Origin of the sequence: Nonomuraea sp. NPDC048892 (assembly GCF_040649735.1) — a bacterium.
In the GTDB taxonomy this organism is placed as follows: Bacteria; Actinomycetota; Actinomycetes; order Streptosporangiales; family Streptosporangiaceae; genus Nonomuraea; species Nonomuraea maheshkhaliensis.
Window position 1 is genome coordinate 294526 of record NZ_JBEZFZ010000004.1, and the last position, 18796, is coordinate 313321.

Genomic DNA, 18796 nt, shown 5'->3' on the forward strand with positions numbered 1-18796 from the left:
TGATGGGCGCCAGGGTGAGCTCGCGGCGGTCGGTCTGACGCCGGGTGGCAAGGACTCGAGACGGCGGTCCTGACGACGGGCGGCCAAGTGGGTTTGTGGTGGCCGGTCCTGATGTCGGGCGGGAAGGACGGCTCGTGGTGGTCGGGTGTCCGGCGAAGTGGCTTGCCGTTTATGGGGCTTACTGGCCCTTCGGAGGAGCCGGTGCCGTCCGTAGGGTCGGGGTATGACGACTGACAGAGCGTCCGAGCTGCGTGCTCTGCACGTGCCGGGAACCCCTTTGGTGCTGCCCAACGTCTGGGACGCCGCCTCCGCCCGCGCCGTGCAGGCGGCCGGGTTCCCCGCGGTCGCCACCGGCAGCGCCGCGGTCGCGCGGGTGCTCGGCTACGAGGACGGAGAGCGTACGCCCGTCGGGGAGATGATGGCGGCCATCGCCCGGGTGGTCAGGGCCGTGGACCGGCCCGTCACGGCGGACGTGGAGCGCGGCTACGGCCTCAAGCCCGCGGAGCTGGCCGAACGGCTGCTCGCGACCGGGGCCGTGGGCTGCAATTTGGAGGACTCCCTGCCGGGCGGCGGCGAGATGGTGGATCAGGACGAACAGGCCGGGTTCCTGGCCGAGGTGCGGGCGGCGGCCGGCGACGGGCTGGTGATCAACGCGAGGGTGGACCTCTACCTGCGCGGGCAGGTGACGCGCGAGGAGGCGCTGGCGCGCGGGCGGCGTTACCTGGAGGCGGGGGCCGACTGCGTGTACCCGATCGGGCTGGCCGACGCGGATGAGATCCGGGCGCTGGTCGAGGGCCTCGGCGGGCCGGTCAACGTGCTGTTCAGACCGGGGACCCCCGGGCTGGGCGGGCTGGCCGCGCTGGGGGTGGCCAGGATCAGCTTCGGCAGCGGCCTGCACCAGGCGTCCCAGACCTTCACGGAGAGCCTGCTCGCCGAGATACGCGCGGGCCACGACCCGTACTGACAACAGCAGGGGCCGTGCCGGGCAAGGCAGGAGCCGGACGTACGCTTGCGCTCGTGCTTGTCGCCGCGGCCGTGTGCCCGCTCACCCCGCTGGTCGTCCTGGGGATGCCCGACCTCCGCTCCGCCTGCCACACCGCGATCGCCACGCTGCGCGACGCGCGGCCCGACGCGCTGATCGTGGTGGGTGGCGCGCCGGCCACCGGCGCGTACGACGGCGACGCGGCGGGCAGCCTGCGCCCCTGGGGGCCGGAGCTCGCGGCGGGCCTAGGCGAGCCGGTGCTCCCGCTGTCGCTGACCGTGGCCCGGCTGCTGCTCGGAGCGCACGGACCCGACGCCTTTCAGTCGGTGGCCTGGGACGCCCCGGGCGAGGACTGCGCCAAGCTCGGTGAACAACTGGCCGACCGCGCGGACAGGGTGGCGCTGCTGGTCATGGCCGACGGTTCGGCCTGCCTCAGCCCGAAGGCCCCCGGCAAGTACGACGAAGCGGCCGGCCCCTGCAACGACCGCATCGCCCAGGCCGTCGCCGGCGGCGACCCCACTCCCCTGGCCGCCCTCGATCCGGAGGAGGCCGACCGGCTGTGGGTGAGCGGCCGGTCCGCCTTCCAGGTGCTGGCGGGCGCGGCGGACGGGCGGGACTACGAGGGGCGGCTGCTCATGGAGACGGCCCCGTACGGGGTCGGCTATCTCGTCGGGACGTGGACGGTCTGACGCTTCGGCACCGGGATCCGCATCAGGTCGCGGGCCGTCACCACCTCGCCGTCGAAGTTGCGCCGTACTTCCGCGACGAAGGTCGGCTCGTCGTCGAAGCCGTACCGTTCGGAGAAGTGCGTGAGCACGAGCCTGCGCGCCCCCGCGTCCGCCGCCACCACCCCGGCCTCGAACGCCGTCAGATGCCCGTACTCCTTGGCCAGCGCGCTCTCCGCCGACAGGAACGTGGACTCGATCACCAGCAGGTCGACCCCTGAGGCCAGCTCGAAGACCGCGTCGCAGAGCCGGGTGTCCATGATGAAGGCCACGCTCTGCCCCGGTCTGGGGACGCTGCACTCGGCCAGGGTGACGCCGCGCACGGAGCCGGTGCGCTGGAGCTCGCCGATGTCGGGGCCGCGGATGCCGTGGGCGGCCAGCTTGTCGGGCAGCATGCGGCGGCCGGGCGGCTCCTGGACGCGGTAGCCGTACGACTCGACGGGGTGGGACAGGCGGCGCGCGATGAGCGGGCCGACGCCGGCCAGGTCGCCGGTGAGTGGATGCTCGGCGATGACCGAGGTGTCGGCGAACACGGCGGCGTGGCGCAGCCGCCGCCAGTAGGTCTGGCCGGAGGCGGGGAAGACGGCGCGCACCGGATGGCGTACTTTGTCGCGTGCGATGCGCTGGACGACGCCGGGGAGGCCCAGGCAGTGGTCGCCGTGGAAGTGGGTCACGCAGAGCCAGTGGACGTCGTTGGCGCTCAGGCCGGCGTGCACCATCTGTCGCTGCGTGCCCTCGCCCGGGTCGAACAGGAAGCCCTGGCCGTCCCAGCGCAGGAGGTAGCCGTTGTGGTTACGGTGTCGGGTAGGAACGGCGCTGGACGTGCCCAGCACCACGAGCTCACGTGAGGACATGATGACCGCCAACGAGGAGACGGTCGCCTTCGCCGAGGTGGAGACGCCGGTGGGGCCATTCGTGCTGGCCGTCACCGAGACCGGGCTCGTCGCGTCGGGCTGGGGCTCCCGCGCCCGGGTGTCCGGCCGGCTCGACCTGGCTGAGGTTCATGATGCGGATCGTACGGCCTTCGCCGTCGCCGAGCTGAATGCTTATTTCGCCGGTGAGCTGAAGCGGTTCGAGACGCCGATCGACTGGCGGCTGATGTCGGGCTCGCGGCTGCGGGTGCTGCGCGCCCTGCACGGGATCCCGTACGGGAGCGCCGTCACCTACGGCGAACTGGCCACGCTCAGCGGCTCCAGCGTGCCCGCGCGCGGCATCGGCTCGATCATGGGCTCCAACCCGATCCCCATCGTGGTGCCCTGCCACCGGGTCGTCGCGGCCGGCAACGGGCTGGGCGGCTTCAGCGGCGGCGAGGGCGTGGAGACCAAGCGCTGGCTGCTGACCCACGAGGGTTATCTGCAGCCGACGCTCCTCGATCTCTAGCAGACTTGTCGCCGTGCGCCAGCAGTCAGTCATCGCCGTCGTGGGTCCCACGGCCGCAGGAAAGTCCGATCTCGCCGTCGACCTCGCCCTCCGGCTGGGGGGCGAGTGCGTCAACGCCGACTCCATGCAGCTCTACCGGGGCATGGACATCGGCACGGCCAAGCTCACCGAGGCCGAGCGGCGGGGGGTCCCGCACCACCTGCTGGACATCTGGGACGTGACGGTCACCGCCAGCGTGGCCGAGTACCAGAAACTGGCCAGGGCCGTCATCGACGCCGTCGAGGTGCCGGTGCTGGTCGGCGGGAGCGGCCTGTACGTGCGCGCGGCCATCGACGAGCTGGAGTTCCCCGGCACCGACCCGGAGATCAGGGCCCGGCTGGAGGAGGAACTGGCCGAGCTGGGCCCCGGCCCCCTGCACGAGCGCCTGCGCGAGCGTGACCCGGCCGCCGCGGCGGCCATCCTGGCCAGCAACGGCCGGCGCATCGTGCGCGCGCTGGAGGTGATCGAGCTGTCCGGCCGCCCGTTCTCGGCCACCATGCCGTCGTACGACGCCGTCTACCCGAGCGTGCAGATCGGGCTGGAGGTGCCCAGGCCGGTGCTTGACGAGCGGATCGAGCTCAGGGTCGCCAGGATGTGGGAGGCGGGGCTGGTCGGCGAGGTGCGGGCGCTGCTCGGCCAGGGGCTGGCCGAAGGGCGCACGGCCGGGCGGGCGCTCGGTTACGCGCAGGTCATCCGCTTTCTCACCGGCGAGTGGAGCGAGGAGCAGGCGATGACCGAGACGGTCAGGCTGACCAGGCGCTTCGCCAGGCGGCAGGAGTCGTGGTTTCGCAGGGACCCGCGGGTGCACTGGCTGCCGTACGACGCCCCCGACATCCTGGAGCGATCTCTGGCGCTAATAAACTCCTAGCATGCGCTTTCTCAAGGGGCACGGCACCGAGAACGATTTCGTCATCCTGCCTGATCCCGACGGGGTGGCCGACGTACCGGCCACGCTCGTCGCCAAGATCTGCGACAGGAGAGCCGGCATCGGCGCCGACGGGGTGCTCCGGGTGGTGCGCACGAAGCAGAGCCCCGAGGTCGCCGACCAGGCCTCGGCCGCCGAGTGGTTCATGGACTACCGCAACGCCGACGGCAGCATGGCGGAGATGTGCGGCAACGGCGTGCGGGTGTTCGCCCGCTACCTGATCGACACCGGCGCGGTGAGCGCCTCGGAGTTCGAGATCGCGACGCGGGGCGGCGTGCGGCGGATCCGCGTCGAGCCGAACGGCGACATCACGGTCGACATGGGCAAGCCCGTGGTCTCCGGCGAGAGCGTGGCCACCGTGGGCAGCCAGGAATACACCGGGCTCGCCGTCGACATGGGCAACCCCCACCTGGCCTGCGCCATCGGCGACCCCGTCGCCCAGCTCGACCTCACCCACCAGCCGGGCTTCGACACCGGCGTCTTCCCCGCCGGGGTCAACATCGAGCTGTTCAACCCGGTCGGCACCAGCCGCGCGGTCATGCGCGTCTTCGAGCGCGGCTCCGGCGAGACCCGCTCCTGCGGCACCGGCGCAGTGGCCACCGCCGTGGCCGCCGCCCACCTGTCGGGCGACACCACCGGCACATGGACGATCGAGGTGCTGGGCGGCACGCTGACGGTCATCCTCGACGAGGAGACCAGCTACCTGTCCGGTCCCGCGACCATCGTCGCCAGCGGCGAACTCCTGCTTGCAGAATGATGTTCTGGTAGGGGATGCTGGGTTCACTTCACGCACTGAGAGGTGGACATGGCTGACCCACGCACCACGGCGGCGCAGGTCAAGACGCCGATCGGCCGGCTCGGCGGCGGTTTCATGATCTCCAGAGAGGCCAAGGCGCTCTGCGAGGAGCACGGCCTCGGCCCGCGCGAGCTCTACTTCAGGGGCCGCTGCGGCGTCCTCGGCGAGTGCGACGCCGACGTGGTCACGTCGGTCGCCGTCTTCTTCCCCTCCCGGCACGTGGAGCCGAACTGGAACGGCGGCCGCAAGCTCACGGCCGAGCACGCCGTCGAGCTCTACGCGCAGGCGTGCCAGGCGTGGGGCCGGCGCAATCTGGGCGGTTACGACGGCTGCGCCAGGATCGCCGAGCTGCTGCAGCCGGTCGTCGAGCAGGCGTCGCCGGTGGGCGCGCCGCTGTTCGCGGGGTGGCGGGCCGTTCCGCTGCCCGGCGACCCGCCGGCCAGGGCCGCCCAGCTCATGCACGTCGTACGCGAGCTGCGCGGCGGCCTGCACGCCAACGCCGTGATCGCGGCGGGCATGCATCCTCTGGACGCCACCCTGGCCGCCGACCACCGCGGAGCCCCGCTCGGGACGTCGGCAGGCGAGGCGATCGCCAGGTTCTTCGAGTGGCCTGAGCCGTACGCCACGCCCGGTCCCGAGCTCGTCGCGCGCCGCGCCGCCGTCGAGGAGACGACGGACGACCTCATGGCGCCCGCGTTCTCGGTCCTCACCGAGACCGAGTCGGACGAGCTGATCGAGCTTCTGCGTTTTGGGGACGCTCGTTGACCTGGCAGACTGACTGCCCATGGACGTGGACATCTGGGCCTGGGTCGGCGACACCCAGCAGCAGCTTTCTGAGGCGGGCAACGTTGGCCTCGCCATGGCGCTGGGAGACCTCCCCGCACAGGCCTATGAGGGCCGATATCCGCAGCTCGACGTGATGGCCCCGGCCATCGCGCAGCAGGCGGAGACCCTTGAGCTGCCCTGGCTCGAGTTCTACGCCCGCTACTGGCACCTGGTCGGCCGGATCGGCGACCGGGCGCAGGGGGCGGTGGCCCTGGCCGACGTGGAGCAGCTGCTCGCGTTCGCCCAGCGCGAAGACGTGCGTGACTGCCCGGCCACCCCGGCCGCGGTCGAGGCGCTGGCCGTCGTGTGGGCCAACACCGACGGCCCCGGCTACGCGGCCGAGCGGCTGGAGACGCTGGCCGCCGCGCTTGAGGGCATGAGCCCCGAGCGGCCCTCCTTCACGGGCCTGGTGACCCAGTACGTCGCCGCGCTCGTCGACGCGGGCAAGCCGGGCGAGGCCGTGACCTACGCCGAGTCCGCCGTCGAGCGGCTGAAGACGGCCGGCCGGGAGGCCAGCTGGGAGCTGGGTGCGGAGAGCGCCCGCGCGCTGCTGGCCGCCGGCCGCGCGGAGGACGCGCTGACCGCGCTCCAGGCCGCGGCCGAGTTCCAGGCCGACGACCCGGTGGCCAAGGAGCACCGCGACGGCGTGCGCCGCTCGCTCATCCTGGCCACGCTCGGCCGCACCGCCGAGGCCGTCGACGCCCTGCCCGACCTCGACGTGGTGGGCGACCACCCGCGCGTGTGGGTCGAGTGGGCCCACGCCGTCAACAAGCTGGCCGGCTCCTCGCAGATCACCAACACCTGGCAGCTCGGCCGGGTCCTGCGCCAGTGGACCGACTACTTCGGCATGATGGGCGGCTACCGCTCCCGGGTCGAGCTGGCCCTGGTCGCGGGCGAGCTGGCCATCGCCAGGCAGGGCGTCTGGCAGGCCAGGCTGCTGGCCGACGTGGCCGAGTCCGGCACCGCCGAGCTGCGCGAGGCCGGCGACCTGGCCGAGCGTATCGCCGCGCTGCGGACCGCAGCCGACGCCGCCACCGAGGCGACGCCGCCGGGTCCGCTCGCCGAGCGGGTGGGCCTGTTCGACGCCGCCGACGGCTTCAACGCCGACCCGGAGAAGTGGGTGGGCTGGCTCGCGCCGCTGTCCGGCGAGGACCTGGAGGCCACCCGCCGCCACACCACCACGCTGGGCTTCCTCGGCTACCCCGCCACGGGCGCCGACATCTACTGGAAGCTGCTCGTCGACACCGGCGACATCGCCACCGCCGACCCCGAGGACGTGGCCTACCTGACCACGCTGCTCATCGAAGCCCGCCAGGACGAGCGGCTGGAGCAGATGGCCGGGCTGCTGCCGCACGCCGCCCAATACCTCGCGCTGGCCCGCCTCCACAGCGCCCGCGAGCGCTGGCAGGAGACGGTCGAAGCGGGCGAGCACGCCCTCGCGGCCGGGGCCGGGCTCGACGCCCGCCGCCTGCTGTCCGGCGCGGCCCAGCAGCTCGACCAGAACGCCAGGGCCGCCGAAGTGCTGCTCGAGGTGCTCGACGAGCTGGCCGAGGAGGACGTCTGGCGCATGATCGTCATGGCCACCTCGGCCGAGGACTGGGAGACCGTGCGCAAGGGCGCGGCCAAGATCGGCATGCCGATCAAGTCCAAGGAGGGCCCGATCGAGGAGGAGATGGGCCTCATCAGGCTCATCCTGCCCGCCCCCGACGGCGGCCAGCGCCAGGTGCTGTCCATCCGCACCGGCCCGGCCACCGCCAGGCTGGCCCTGCCGCAGCCGCGCGGCATGGACTACAACGCCGGCGACCTGGTCGTGTTCGACCCGCAGCTGCTGGAGCCCGTCCCCGACGACCCGGAGGAGCAGCAGAACTTCGTGCCGCCGTTCGGCGCGGTGCGCATCCTGCGGCCCGGCGGCTACACCAGCTACTTCTTCGACGGCGCCGCGCCGAGCGAGGAGGACTGGGCCGAGTTCACCGAGGTCATGGCCGAGCGCGGCTGGCCGATGTGGGTCTACAGCGACGAAAACTACACCGTCACCCACCCGACCAGCAGCGAGCCGCTGCCGGGCGTGTTCGGCTGGGTCGCGGTGCCGCCCGACGTGTCGCCCTCCGAGGTCGACGCGCTGCTCGACGACGCCACCGAGCGGTGGGTGCATCCGCTGGCCTGGCTCGACCTGGCCCGCGAGATCGACGTCGAGATCGAACGGCACGAGCGCATCGTCAAGGAATACGGCCTGTAGGGGCATCCGGCCCGTCCTGTCCGGCTCGGCCGCACGAGGTCGTGATCGCCGAGCCGGTGGTCGGGCGGCCGGGGCCCTTCGTTCCGAACAGCCGGGTCTTCGTTCCGAGAAGCGAGGTGTGACGTGCTGGAGCGCTTCCGGCTCGACGGCAAGGTGGCGATCGTCACCGGGGCCTCATCGGGCCTCGGCGTGGCCTTCGCCAGGGGCCTGGCGGAGGCGGGCGCCGACGTGGTGATCGGCGCCCGGCGCGCGGATCGGCTGGAGGAGACGCGTCGGCTGGTCGAGGAGACCGGCCGCGCGTGCCTGGCCGTCCAGACCGACGTGGCCCGGCCGGAAGACTGCGACCGGCTGGTGGCCGCGGCCGTCGAGGGCCTGGGCGGGGTCGACGTGCTGATCAACAACGCCGGCATCGGCACGGCCGTGCCCGCGCTGCGCGAGACCCCCGAGGAGTTCCGCCAGGTCGTCGACGTCAACCTGCACGGCACCTACTGGATGGCGCAGGCGTGCGCGCGGGTCATGCGGCCCGGCTCGTCGATCGTCAACATCGGCAGCGTGCTCGGCGAGACCACGGCCGGGCTGCCGCAGGCCGCCTACAGCGCCTCGAAGGCGGCGGTCACCGGGCTCACCCGCGACCTGGCCCAGCAGTGGACGGGGCGGCGCGGCATCCGGGTCAACTGCCTGGAGCCGGGGTTCTTCGCCTCGGAGATGACCGAGCAGTACCCACCCGGCTACCTGGAGCGGATGACGGAGCAGCGGGTGGTCATGGGACGGGCGGGGGATCCGGCCGAGCTGGTGGCCGCCGCGGTGTTCCTGGCCGGCGACGCGGCCTCGTACATCACCGGGGTGACGCTGGCGGTGGACGGCGGGATCCTGATCACCTAGCCCGGCCTGCGGTGGACCTCGGGAGCACGGCTCGGGGCGGGCGGCGCGATGCCGGTCACCCTAGTCCAGCAGGTCGTGCTGGGCGGCCAGGAAGCCGGCGTGGAAGCGGGTCCTGGCGCCCAGGCGTTCGCACAGCACCTGGACGCGGCGCTGGACCGTGCGCGGGCTCAGCCCGAGCTGCCTGGCGATGGCATCGTCCTTCATGCCGGCGGCCAGCAGGGTCAGCACCTCGGCGTCGGACGCCTGCGGCCACGCCTCGGGTTCGAGGGACTCGTCCGACAGACGCAGCGGCACGGCGGCCCGCCACAACGTCTCGAACAGCCCCACCAGGGCGTCGAGCAGCGCCGACGGGTGCACCACGAGCGCGCTCTCCACGGCCCGGTCCTCGTCGGAGACCAGCGGCAGGATGGCGGTGCGGGCGTCGGCGATGGCCAGCTTGACCGGCACCTGCCCGAGCCTGGCCTGCTCGCCGTCGGCGATGGCGCGGCGGGTGTGGGCCAGCATGCCGGGGTGCTCGAAGGCCAGCGGGCTGTAGATGCCGCGGGTGGGCGCGCCCTGGCGGGCCGCGCGCCGGCGGTTCTCCCTGTCGTCGCTGACGTCCACCGCGTACGGCGGATGCACCAGCACCAGCATCTCCCGTGTGGCGTTGCGTTCGAGCTGGAGGTAGCGCCTGGCCACGGCGTCGCGCCCGCTGACCACCTCCAGCACCTCCTCGGGGTGCGGCCCGCCGCGGTCCGCGACCTCGGTGGCCAGCAGTGCGGCGGCGGCCCTGCTGTGGGTGAGCTCCTCCTGGCGGCGCGCGACGAGGATGTCGATGGCGACGTTCGGGGGAGTGGCGACCAGCCGCAGCGGCCGGCCGGCGACCCGGGAGATCAGCCCGAGGTCCTCCAGCCGGGGCAGCATGCGGCGGATGGCGGCGGCGGAGGTGCCGGTCTCGGCGGCGAGCTCGCTCAGCGTCGCGGGCCCGTGTCTGAGCAGGGCCCGGTACGAGTTCTCCTCGGCGACGGTGACACCGAGCCCTTCGAGTAAGCGCCGCTGCGCCATGTCCCCTCTTCCTGACCTGCCATGATCCGAAGTAAAGAGTATGGGGGCCGTTCCCGGCGGTGAAGGGGCCCTTGTTCGCGGGGACGCGGGGATCTATGTTCGTTGCGTAGTCCGGGACATGTTGCGCATTAAGGAACAACCGGAGGCGTCATGAGTCGGCCCCGTCTGGTGATCGTGGGGGCGGGCATCGTCGGCTGCGCCCTCGCCGACGAGCTCACCGAGCGGGGGTGGACCGACGTCACCGTGCTCGAACAGGGGCCGCTCTTCGCCGCCGGCGGCTCCAGCTCCCACGCCCCCGGCCTGGTCTTCCAGACCAACCCGTCGAAGACCATGACCGAATTCGCCGCCTACACCGTGCGCAAGTACACCGGCCTCGGCGAGCACTGCTTCCGCCAGGTCGGCGGCCTGGAGGTGGCCACCACCCCCGAACGCTGGCACGACCTGCACCGCAAGCACGGCTGGGCCGAGTCGTGGGGCGTCGAGGCGCGCCTGCTCGACACGGCCGCCTGCCTGGAGCTGTGGCCCTCGCTCGACCCCGGCAAGGTGCTCGGCGGGTTCCACGTGCCGGGCGACGGGCTGGCGGCGGCGGTCGCGTGCGGGCAGACGCAGGCCGAACGGGCCACGGAACGCGGGGCCAGATTCCTGCCGGGGCACACCGTGGTCGGCGTCGAGCAGCGCGGCGGCCGGGTCACCGGGGTCACGGTGACGAGCGCCGGCGAGTACCGCACGGTCCCGGCCGACGTGGTGGTGTGCGCGGCGGGCTTCTGGGGTCCCTCGATCGGGAGGATGGCCGGGCTGAACGTGCCGCTGCTGCCCCTGGCCCACCAGTACGCCAAGTCGGGCCCGCTGAAGCTGGGCGAGGAGGGCCCGATCCTGCGCCACCAGGACCGCGACCTCTACTTCCGCCGGCACGGCGACCGCATCGGCATCGGCTCCTACGCCCACCGCCCCATGCCGGTCGCCCAGGACGAGATCGGCCCCAGATCCACCACGATGCCGTCGGTGCAGGCGTTCACCGAGGAGGACTTCGACCCCGCCTGGCGCGACGCGGTCGAGCTGCTGCCCGTGCTGGCCGAGTCCAAGTACGAGGACGGCATCAACGGCATCTTCTCCTTCACCCCCGACGGCTTCCCGCTGATCGGCGAGGCGCCGCACCTCGACGGGTTCTGGCTGGCCGAGGCCGTCTGGGTGACGCACTCGGCCGGGGTGGCGAGGGCGCTGGCCGAGGTGCTGGTGGACGGGCACTCCCGGATCGACCTGCACGAATGCGAGCTCAACCGGTTCGAGCAGGCCCAGCTCTCGCCCGCGTTCGTCGAGGAGCGCGGCAGGCAGAACTTCGTCGAGGTCTACGACATCATCCATCCGCTGCAGCCGATGGAGTCGCCCAGGCCGCTGCGCACCAGCCCGTTCCATCCGCGGCAGCAGGAGCTGGGCGGGTTCTTCCTGGAGGGGGCGGGGTGGGAGCGGCCGCACTGGTTCGAGGCGAACGTGCCGCTGCTGGAGGACCTCGTCCGCCGGCGCAGGGACGAGCACGCCGACGTGCCGGAGGAGTCGCGCGGTGCGGCCGTCGAGCCGCTGCTCGGGGCGGCGCTGCGGGACGAGTGGGCCACCCGCTACTGGTCGCCGGTCGCCGCGGCCGAGTCGTACGCGACCAGGGAGAGCGTGGCGCTCTACGACATGACCCCGCTCAAGCGGCTGGAGGTGAGCGGGCCTGGCGCGGCGGCGTTCCTGCAGCGGATGACCACCAACAACGTGGACAAGAAGCCCGGATCGGTCACCTACACGCTGCTGCTGGACGTCAAGGGCGGCATCCGGTCCGATCTCACCGTGGCCCGGCTGGACGAGGACACGTTCCAGGTCGGCGCGAACGGCAACCTCGACCTCGACTGGCTGGCCGGGCACGCGCCGGGCGGCGTACGGGTGCGCGACCTGACGCCCGGCACCTGCTGCGTCGGCGTGTGGGGGCCGCGGGCCAGGGAGCTGGTGCAGGGGCTGACCGACATGGACCTATCGCACCAGAACTTCCGCTACTTCGGCTGCAAGTCCGGATATGTCGGGCAGGTGCCGGTGCTCGCGCTGCGCGTCTCGTACGTGGGCGAGCTGGGCTGGGAGCTCTACACCACGGCCGACATGGGGCTCAAGCTCTGGGACACGCTCTGGGCGCCGGGGCTGGCCGTGGCCGCCGGCCGGGCCGCGTTCAACAGCCTGCGGCTGGAGAAGGGGTACCGGCTCTGGGGCGTCGACATGACGACCGAGCACAGCCCGTACGAGGCGGGGCTGGCCTTCGCCGTCAAGGACGACAAGGACTTCGTCGGCCGCGACGCCCTGACCAAGGACGTCACCCGCAAGCTGGTGCCGCTGCTGAGCACCGAGGTCGTCATGGGCAAGGAGCCGGTCAGGCACGGCGGGCGCACGGTCGGCTACGTCACCAGCGCCGCCTACGGACACACCATCCAGCGCCCCATCGCCTACGCCTGGCTGCCGGTCGAGCTGGCCGAGCCCGGGACGTATGTCGACATTTCCTACTTCGGCCGCCGCGTGCCCGCGGTGGTCGCCGCCGAGCCGCTGTACGACCCCGGGATGGAGAAGATCAGGCGTTGACCCACCCCGACTTCCTCTGGCGCGACCCCGACCCGAAGCCCGCCTACGACGTGGTGATCGTGGGCGGCGGCGGGCACGGCCTGGCCACCGCCTACTACCTGGCCAAAAATCACGGCATCACGAACGTCGCCGTCCTGGAGCGCGGCTGGCTGGCCGGCGGGAACATGGCCCGCAACACCACGATCATCCGCTCCAACTACCTGTGGGACGAGAGCGCCGCGATCTACGAGCACTCGCTGAAGCTGTGGGAGGGGTTGAGCGCGGAGCTGGACTACGACCTGCAGTTCAGCCAGCGAGGGGTGCTCAACCTGGCCCACAGCCTCGGCGACGTGCGTGAGGGCAGGCGCAGGGTGAACGCCAACCGGCTGAACGGCGTGGACGCCGAGTGGCTGGACGCCGACGAGGTCAAGAAGTTCTGCCCGATCATCAACGTCTCCGGCAGCGTGCGCTACCCGGTCATGGGCGCGACCCTGCAGCGGCGCGGGGGCATCGCCAAGCACGACCACGTGGCCTGGGCGCTGGCCCGCAAGGCGGACGCGTACGGGATCGACCTGATCCAGGGGTGCGAGGTCACCGGGTTCGAGCTCAGCGGCGGCCGGGTGACCGGCGTGCGGACCTCGCGCGGCCTCATCGCCGCGGGCAAGGTCGCGCTCGCGGCGGCCGGGCACACCTCGGTGCTCGCCGCGCTGGCCGGCCTCCGGCTGCCGCTGCAGTCGCACCCGCTCCAGGCGCTGGTGTCGGAGCTGCTGGAGCCGGTGCTCGACTGCGTGGTCATGTCGAACGCGGTGCACGTCTACGTCAGCCAGGCGCACAAGGGGGAGCTGGTCATGGGGGCGGGCATCGACGCGTACAACTCCTACGGGCAGCGCGGCGGCGTGCACGTGATCGAGGCGCAGATGGCGGCGGCGCTGGAGCTCTTCCCGCTCTTCAGCCGGGTACGCGTGCTGCGCACCTGGGCCGGCATCGTGGACGTCTCCCCGGACGCCTCGCCGATCATCGGCCCCACCCCCGTCGAGGGCCTGTACGTCAACGCCGGCTGGGGCACCGGCGGCTTCAAGGCCACCCCCGGCGCCGGCTGGGTGTACGCCCACACGATCGCCGAGGAGCGGCCCCATCCGCTTGCCGAGCCGTTCGGGCTGGACCGGTTCACGACGGGGGCGCTCATCGACGAGCACGGCGCGGCGGCGGTGGCGCACTGATGCTGCTCATCGACTGCCCCCACTGCGGGCCCCGCGACGAGAACGAGTACCACTACGGCGGCCAGGCCGGGATCCCCTACCCCCTCGGGGAGACCACCGACGAGGAGTGGGCCGCCTTCGTCTTCCTGCGCGACAACCCCAAGGGCTGGTTCCGCGAGCGCTGGTTCCACGTGCACGGCTGCCGGACCTGGTTCGACGTCGAACGGCACACTGCCACTCATGAGGTGAGGAAGGCGAGATGAGGTTCACCTTCGACGGCCGTCCCCTGGAGGGTGAGCCGGGTGACATGCTGGCCGCCGCCCTCCTGCGTAACCGGGTGCGGATCGTGGGCCGCAGCGTGGAGCTGGGCCGGCCGCGCGGCGTCTTCACGGCCGGTCCCGAGGAGCCGAACGCGCTGGTCCGGGTGGGCGCCGATCCGATGCTGGCGGCCACGACCGTGGAGCTGTACGACGGGCTGGAGGCGTGGAGCCTGCGCGGCAAGGGGCGGGTGGACCTCAATGCTACGGACGAGCGTCGCTGCGACAAGGGGTACCTGCACTGCGACGTGCTCGTGATCGGCGGCGGGCCCGCCGGGCTGGCCGCCGCCACGGCGGCGGGGCAGGCCGGCGCGCGCGTGATCCTCATGGACGACCAGCCCCGGCTGGGCGGCGACCTGCTGAACTCCAGGACACTCCTGGACGGCCGACCCGCGACGGACTGGGTGGACTCGCTCGACCTGACCGGCCGGGTGCTCACCAGGACGACCGCCGTCGGCTACTACGACCACAATTACGTGGTGGCCGTGGAGCGGCGGGCGCGCGGCGAGCGGCTGTGGCACGTCAGGGCGCGGCGGGTGGTGCTGGCGACGGGCGCGCACGAGCGCTCGCTCGCCTTCCCCGGCAACGACCGGCCCGGCGTCATGCTGGCCTCGGCGGCCCGCGCCTACGCCAACCGGTACGGGGTGGCGCCCTGGCGGCGGGCGGTGGTGTTCGCGTGCACGGACTCCGGCCACGAGGCGGCGCGGGACCTTGCGGCGGCCGGGGTGGAGATCGCGGAGATCGTCGACCCCCGGGTGGACGGGCAGGTGGTCACCGGCACGACGGGCGACGCGGAGGGCGTGCTGAACGGCGTCCAGGTGGGCGCGCGGCACGTCGAGGCCGATCTGCTGGCGGTGGCGGGCGGCTGGAACCCCGCCGTGCACCTGTTCAGCCAGTCGCAGGGCCGGGTCAGGTTCGACGAGGACCTCCAGGCTTTCGTCCCGGGGACGTCGGCGCAGGCGGAGCGGTCGGTGGGGGCGTGCGCGGGCCGGTACGGCACCCGCGAGGCCATCGCGGACGGCTACGCCGCCGGCACCGAGGCCGCCGACGCCGCCCAGGTTACGCCGCGGTCCCGCACAGGCGCGGCGGGCTTCGGCGCGGCGGGCACGGGTGCGACGGGCTCCGACCCGATGGACCGTGAGGTGGCGGATCCCGGCGCGGCGCAGCCTCGCGCGGCAGGCGCCGGCTCGGACGGGTTGCGGGTGCCCGAGTGTGATGAGCGGCCGCTCGGCCGGCCGGCCGTGTTGTGGGCGGTCGAGGGGAGCTCGGACGAGCCCGCCTTCGCGGACCTGCATCGGGACGTCACCGTCGCCGACCTCGCCAGGGCGACCGGCGCCGGGATGCGTTCGGTGGAGCACGTCAAGCGCTACACCACCGCGGGCACCGGCGCCGACCAGGGCAAGACCTCGGGCGCGGTCGTCGTCGGCGTCATGTCCGCCCTTCTCGGCGCGGCCCCCGGCCAGGTCGGCACCACGACCTTCCGGCCGCCGTACACGCCGGTGTCCTTCGCCACCCTGGCCGGACGCGACCGGGGTGAGCTGTCCGACCCGGTCAGGACGACCGCGATGCACGACGCGCACGTCGCCATGGGCGCGGTGTTCGAGGACGTCGGCCAGTGGAAGCGCCCGTGGTACTTCCCGAAGGACGGCGAGCCGATGGAGGCCGCCGTGCGGCGCGAGTGTCACGCCGTCCGCACCGCCGTGGCCGCCATGGACGCCTCCACCCTGGGCAAGATCGACATCAGGGGTGCGGACGCGGGCGCGTTCCTCGACCTGATCTACACGAACCTGTACTCCACCCTCGCCGTCGGCGCCTGCCGTTATGGGCTGATGTGCGGGGCCGACGGGATGGTGTTCGACGACGGCACCACGACGCGGCTGGCCGAGGACCACTACCTCATGACCACGACCACGGGCAACGCCGCCGCCGTGCTCGACTGGCTGGAGGAGTGGCACCAGACCGAATGGCCGGGCATGGACGTGTCGTTCACGTCGGTCACCGACCACTGGGCGACCGTGGCCGTGGCCGGCCCGCACGCCAGGCGGGTCGTCGCGGCGGTCGCGCCGGGCGCGGTGGAGCTGGCGTTCATGCGGTACGCGGCCACGGACGTGCTCGGCGTGCCGGGGCGGGTGTTCCGGATCAGTTTCTCGGGCGAGCTGGCGTACGAGGTGAACGTGCCCTGGGCGTACGGGAGGGCGCTGTGGGAGGCGGTGCTGGAGGCCGGCGCGGTGCCGTACGGGACCGAGACCATGCACGTGCTGCGGGCGGAGAAGGGGTTCCCGATCGTCGGGCAGGAGACCGACGGCACCGTCACCCCGCAGGACCTCGGCATGTCGTGGATCGTCTCGCGGCGCAAGCCGGAGTTCGTCGGCAGGCGGTCGCACGCCCGTCCCGACACCTCGCGTGACGATCGCAAGCGCCTGATCGGCCTGCTGCCCGACGATCCGGGGGCCCGGCTGGAGGAGGGCGCACAGCTCGTCGCGGCCGGGCGGCCCGTGAAGGGCCCAGTGGAGAGCAGGGCGGAGGGCCCGGCTGAGGGCAGGGTGCCCATGCTCGGCCACGTGACCTCCGCCTATCACAGCGCGGTGCTGGGCCGGACGTTCGGGCTGGCGCTGGCCAGGGGCGTCGAGCCGGGGGACCGGCTCACCGCCGTGTCCGGGGGTGTGACGCAGCCGGTGACCGTCGTGGCGCCCGTCTTCTACGACCCGGACAACGCCCGCCGCGACGGCGAGCCGCTGCCCGAAGGACATCCGCACGCCGGTCCGCTGCGGGAGCCGCTGCCTGACGACGCCGAGCCACCGGCCGGCGGGCGATCTGGTGGGCCGCCGCACGGGCGTCCGCCGGGGGAGGCGAGGGCCGAGAGCCCGGCCGCCTCGTTCGCCGCCCGGTTCGAGGCCGCGAGCGGGCCCGAGCTGAGGCTGCGGGAGGTGGCGTTCGAGCCGATGTGGGAGGTGCGCGGGCAAGATCCGGGCGTGGGGTTGCGGCTGGGACCGTCCTGGTGGCTCGTGTCCGGAAATATCGTGCCTCGTGAGGGCTGGGTGGACGTCTCGGGGCAGCGGACGATCCTGGAGCTGACCGGCCCCAGGGCGGAGGGCGTCCTGATCACCGGCTGTCCCCTCGACCTGGACACGCTCCCCGGCCACGCCCAGACCCTGCTCGGCAAGACCTCGGTCGTCCTGGAGCGGCGCGGCCCCGGCGACTACCGCGTCTTCGTCAGGTCGTCCTTCACCCGATATCTCGCGGAGTGGCTACTGGACGCCATTAGCGCGTTATAACCCTTTAAACGGGCATTACCTAGACTTTAGGGATTCATTGGGTGAAGTCTGGGGAGCGGGCGTGCGAGTTCGGGCGTTCATGGCCGGTCTGGCCACAGTGGCGATGCTGGCCGGTTGCGGTGGGCTGGAAGCGCAGGTCTCGGGAGACGGTGGTGGGAAGAGCTCGAAAACCGACTCGGCCGCCATCGCCGACGCCCGCACGAAGCTGGCCAAGCTGGACGTCAAGGGCCGCGCGCCCAAGACGGGCTTCGACCGCGACGAGTTCGGCCCGGCCTGGTCCGACGTCGACCACAACGGCTGCGACACCCGCAACGACATCCTCAAGCGCGACCTGACGGACGAGACGTTCAAAGCGGGTACCCACGACTGCATCGTGCTCACCGGCACGCTCGACGACCCGTACAGCGGCAAGACGATCAGGTTCAAGCGCGGCCAGACCACCAGCACGGCCGTGCAGATCGACCACGTGATCCCGCTGTCGGACGCCTGGCAGAAGGGCGCGCAGCAGTGGACGGACGCCAAGCGCAAGGAGTTCGCCAACGACCCGATCAACCTCATGGCCGTGGACGGCCCGCTGAACGGGCAGAAGAGCGACTCCGACGCCGCCACCTGGCTGCCACCGCGCAAGGCCTACCGGTGCACGTACATCGCCAAGCAGATCGACGTCAAGGCGAAGTACGAACTGTGGGTGACCTCGGCGGAGAAGGACGCCATGAAGGGCATCCTGGACGGCTGCTGACTTCACGGGAAAGGCTACGTAAGATCACGAAATATGCGAGTGACTCAGCGTAGCCACCTGACCGTCGCGTTAGTCCTCATCGCCACCGTCGTCCCCGCTGCCCAGACCGCCCAGAGTGCTCACGCAAGGGCCGTCAACGTCGTCGTCCTCGACTGGAACATCCACGGCGAGAGCGCCGACATGAAGGCCATCGCCAAGGTGGTCAAGGACAGCGGGGCGAACGTCGTCACGCTCCAGGAGATCCACCGCCGGCCCGGTGCCGACCAGGTCCGCGAACTGGCCGACGAGCTCGGCTGGGACATCACGGCCAACGCCCACTTCGGCATGGGCGACGACGTCGGGCCCTGTGACGATCCGCAACCGGGCAAGGCGGGCAACGCCATCCTGTCGTCGTACCGGATCGTCGAACGGGTGACGCTGCCGATCTCGAACTTCGCCACCTGCCCCGTCAACCGCTCCATGGCCGGCGTCAAGCTCGACCTCGGCGGCGGCGCGCAGGTCCGAGTGTTCACCACGCACCTGTCGCCCGGCCTGTCGGCGACCTCGGTCAGCCGCCGCGAGGCCCAGGCCGCCAAGGTGCTCGGCTACTTCGGCACCAGGACCGGGGTGATCCTCACCGGCGACTTCAACGCGCCGCCCACCGACGCGCTGTCCAAGCGGTTCGTGAGCGCGGGCTGGACGGACACCGGCGCCAGGTACGCGAACAAGCCCACCCACGGCGACGCCCGCATCGACTACGTCTACACCCGCGGGATCACGACGACCAGCGGGTCCGTGCTGTCATCCACCCTGTCCGACCACCGCCCCCTCGTCATGAGAATGGTCCGCTGACTCTGCCCGGCTGACCCCGCC

Annotated in this window: 16 protein-coding genes; 14 read left to right on the forward strand and 2 right to left on the reverse strand. The window is 72.4% G+C overall.

All coding sequences use genetic code 11. From position 1 onward, the window contains the following. The first annotated feature begins 223 nt into the window (after nucleotides 1-223). On the forward strand, nucleotides 224-964 hold the full coding sequence (locus AB0C28_RS15120; protein ID WP_357837346.1) for an isocitrate lyase/phosphoenolpyruvate mutase family protein: 741 nt from the start codon (nucleotides 224-226) through the stop codon (nucleotides 962-964). A gap of 53 nt (nucleotides 965-1017) precedes the next feature. Beyond that, a complete protein-coding gene (locus AB0C28_RS15125) occupies nucleotides 1018-1671 on the forward strand; it encodes a hypothetical protein (protein WP_358074790.1) in 654 nt (217 codons plus the stop codon). Here the strand turns inward: AB0C28_RS15125 and AB0C28_RS15130 are convergent. After that, nucleotides 1644-2561, reverse strand: a complete 918-nt coding sequence (locus tag AB0C28_RS15130) for a ribonuclease Z (RefSeq protein ID WP_357837340.1) — start codon at nucleotides 2559-2561, stop codon at nucleotides 1644-1646. The genes AB0C28_RS15125 and AB0C28_RS15130 overlap by 28 nt on opposite strands. On the opposite strand from AB0C28_RS15130, the gene AB0C28_RS15135 reads away from it, so the two are divergent. From AB0C28_RS15135 to AB0C28_RS15160, 6 genes are all read left to right on the forward strand, one after another. After that, nucleotides 2560-3087 (forward strand): methylated-DNA--[protein]-cysteine S-methyltransferase, encoded by a 528-nt coding sequence (locus AB0C28_RS15135; protein WP_357837338.1) that lies wholly within the window; start codon nucleotides 2560-2562, stop codon nucleotides 3085-3087. The two genes, AB0C28_RS15130 and AB0C28_RS15135, sit on opposite strands and share 2 nt — an antisense overlap. 13 nt (nucleotides 3088-3100) lie before the next feature. Continuing rightward, on the forward strand, nucleotides 3101-3994 hold the full coding sequence (gene miaA / locus AB0C28_RS15140; RefSeq protein WP_358074793.1) for a tRNA (adenosine(37)-N6)-dimethylallyltransferase MiaA: 894 nt from the start codon (nucleotides 3101-3103) through the stop codon (nucleotides 3992-3994). 1 nt (nucleotide 3995) lies between these two features. Then, the gene (dapF, locus tag AB0C28_RS15145) at nucleotides 3996-4808 is read left to right on the forward strand and encodes a diaminopimelate epimerase (protein ID WP_357837332.1); all 813 of its coding nucleotides are present in this window, start codon (nucleotides 3996-3998) and stop codon (nucleotides 4806-4808) included. Between the two features lie 48 nt (nucleotides 4809-4856). Next, nucleotides 4857-5612, forward strand: coding sequence for a hypothetical protein (locus AB0C28_RS15150; protein ID WP_357837329.1), 756 nt, complete (start codon nucleotides 4857-4859; stop codon nucleotides 5610-5612). A gap of 19 nt (nucleotides 5613-5631) precedes the next feature. Further along, complete coding sequence (locus tag AB0C28_RS15155; RefSeq protein ID WP_357837326.1) at nucleotides 5632-7908, forward strand: tetratricopeptide repeat protein; 2277 nt, start codon at nucleotides 5632-5634, stop codon at nucleotides 7906-7908. A 123-nt stretch (nucleotides 7909-8031) separates the two neighbouring features. Next, nucleotides 8032-8790: a glucose 1-dehydrogenase gene (locus AB0C28_RS15160; RefSeq protein ID WP_357837323.1), complete on the forward strand. Its 759-nt coding sequence runs from the start codon at nucleotides 8032-8034 to the stop codon at nucleotides 8788-8790. A gap of 60 nt (nucleotides 8791-8850) precedes the next feature. Here AB0C28_RS15160 and AB0C28_RS15165 read toward each other — a convergent pair whose 3' ends face one another. Further along, complete coding sequence (locus AB0C28_RS15165; RefSeq protein WP_357837321.1) at nucleotides 8851-9834, reverse strand: helix-turn-helix domain-containing protein; 984 nt, start codon at nucleotides 9832-9834, stop codon at nucleotides 8851-8853. Nucleotides 9835-9984: 150 nt separating this feature from the next. On the opposite strand from AB0C28_RS15165, the gene AB0C28_RS15170 reads away from it, so the two are divergent. From AB0C28_RS15170 to AB0C28_RS15195, 6 genes are all read left to right on the forward strand, one after another. After that, entirely contained in the window at nucleotides 9985-12435 is a 2451-nt protein-coding gene (locus AB0C28_RS15170) for an FAD-dependent oxidoreductase (RefSeq protein ID WP_357837318.1), read from the forward strand. Further along, nucleotides 12432-13634 carry a sarcosine oxidase subunit beta family protein gene (locus AB0C28_RS15175; protein ID WP_358074796.1) on the forward strand — a complete coding sequence of 401 codons (1203 nt, stop codon included), beginning with the start codon at nucleotides 12432-12434 and terminating at the stop codon, nucleotides 13632-13634. Before AB0C28_RS15170 ends, AB0C28_RS15175 begins: the two co-directional genes overlap by 4 nt. Beyond that, the gene (locus AB0C28_RS15180) at nucleotides 13634-13876 is read left to right on the forward strand and encodes a sarcosine oxidase subunit delta (RefSeq protein ID WP_358074799.1); all 243 of its coding nucleotides are present in this window, start codon (nucleotides 13634-13636) and stop codon (nucleotides 13874-13876) included. Before AB0C28_RS15175 ends, AB0C28_RS15180 begins: the two co-directional genes overlap by 1 nt. Next, nucleotides 13873-17205, forward strand: coding sequence for a 2Fe-2S iron-sulfur cluster-binding protein (locus AB0C28_RS15185; protein WP_358074801.1), 3333 nt, complete (start codon nucleotides 13873-13875; stop codon nucleotides 17203-17205). Before AB0C28_RS15180 ends, AB0C28_RS15185 begins: the two co-directional genes overlap by 4 nt. Nucleotides 17206-17266: 61 nt before the next feature. Next, the gene (locus AB0C28_RS15190) at nucleotides 17267-17944 is read left to right on the forward strand and encodes an HNH endonuclease family protein (RefSeq protein WP_357837307.1); all 678 of its coding nucleotides are present in this window, start codon (nucleotides 17267-17269) and stop codon (nucleotides 17942-17944) included. Between the two features lie 33 nt (nucleotides 17945-17977). Further along, complete coding sequence (locus tag AB0C28_RS15195; protein ID WP_358074804.1) at nucleotides 17978-18775, forward strand: endonuclease/exonuclease/phosphatase family protein; 798 nt, start codon at nucleotides 17978-17980, stop codon at nucleotides 18773-18775. Nucleotides 18776-18796: the final 21 nt, after the last annotated feature.

Excerpts from the sequence above, each read along its gene's own strand:
- AB0C28_RS15120 (WP_357837346.1), top strand. The coding sequence starts at position 224 with ATGACGACTGACAGAGCGTCCGAGCTGCGTGCTCTGCACGTGCCGGGA.
- AB0C28_RS15135 (WP_357837338.1), top strand. The coding sequence starts at position 2,560 with ATGATGACCGCCAACGAGGAGACGGTCGCCTTCGCCGAGGTGGAGACG.
- AB0C28_RS15130 (WP_357837340.1), bottom strand. The coding sequence starts at position 2,561 with ATGTCCTCACGTGAGCTCGTGGTGCTGGGCACGTCCAGCGCCGTTCCT.
- dapF (WP_357837332.1), top strand. The coding sequence starts at position 3,996 with ATGCGCTTTCTCAAGGGGCACGGCACCGAGAACGATTTCGTCATCCTG.
- AB0C28_RS15150 (WP_357837329.1), top strand. The coding sequence starts at position 4,857 with ATGGCTGACCCACGCACCACGGCGGCGCAGGTCAAGACGCCGATCGGC.
- AB0C28_RS15155 (WP_357837326.1), top strand. The coding sequence starts at position 5,632 with ATGGACGTGGACATCTGGGCCTGGGTCGGCGACACCCAGCAGCAGCTT.
- AB0C28_RS15165 (WP_357837321.1), bottom strand. The coding sequence starts at position 9,834 with ATGGCGCAGCGGCGCTTACTCGAAGGGCTCGGTGTCACCGTCGCCGAG.
- AB0C28_RS15170 (WP_357837318.1), top strand. The coding sequence starts at position 9,985 with ATGAGTCGGCCCCGTCTGGTGATCGTGGGGGCGGGCATCGTCGGCTGC.
- AB0C28_RS15180 (WP_358074799.1), top strand. The coding sequence starts at position 13,634 with ATGCTGCTCATCGACTGCCCCCACTGCGGGCCCCGCGACGAGAACGAG.
- AB0C28_RS15185 (WP_358074801.1), top strand. The coding sequence starts at position 13,873 with ATGAGGTTCACCTTCGACGGCCGTCCCCTGGAGGGTGAGCCGGGTGAC.
- AB0C28_RS15195 (WP_358074804.1), top strand. The coding sequence starts at position 17,978 with ATGCGAGTGACTCAGCGTAGCCACCTGACCGTCGCGTTAGTCCTCATC.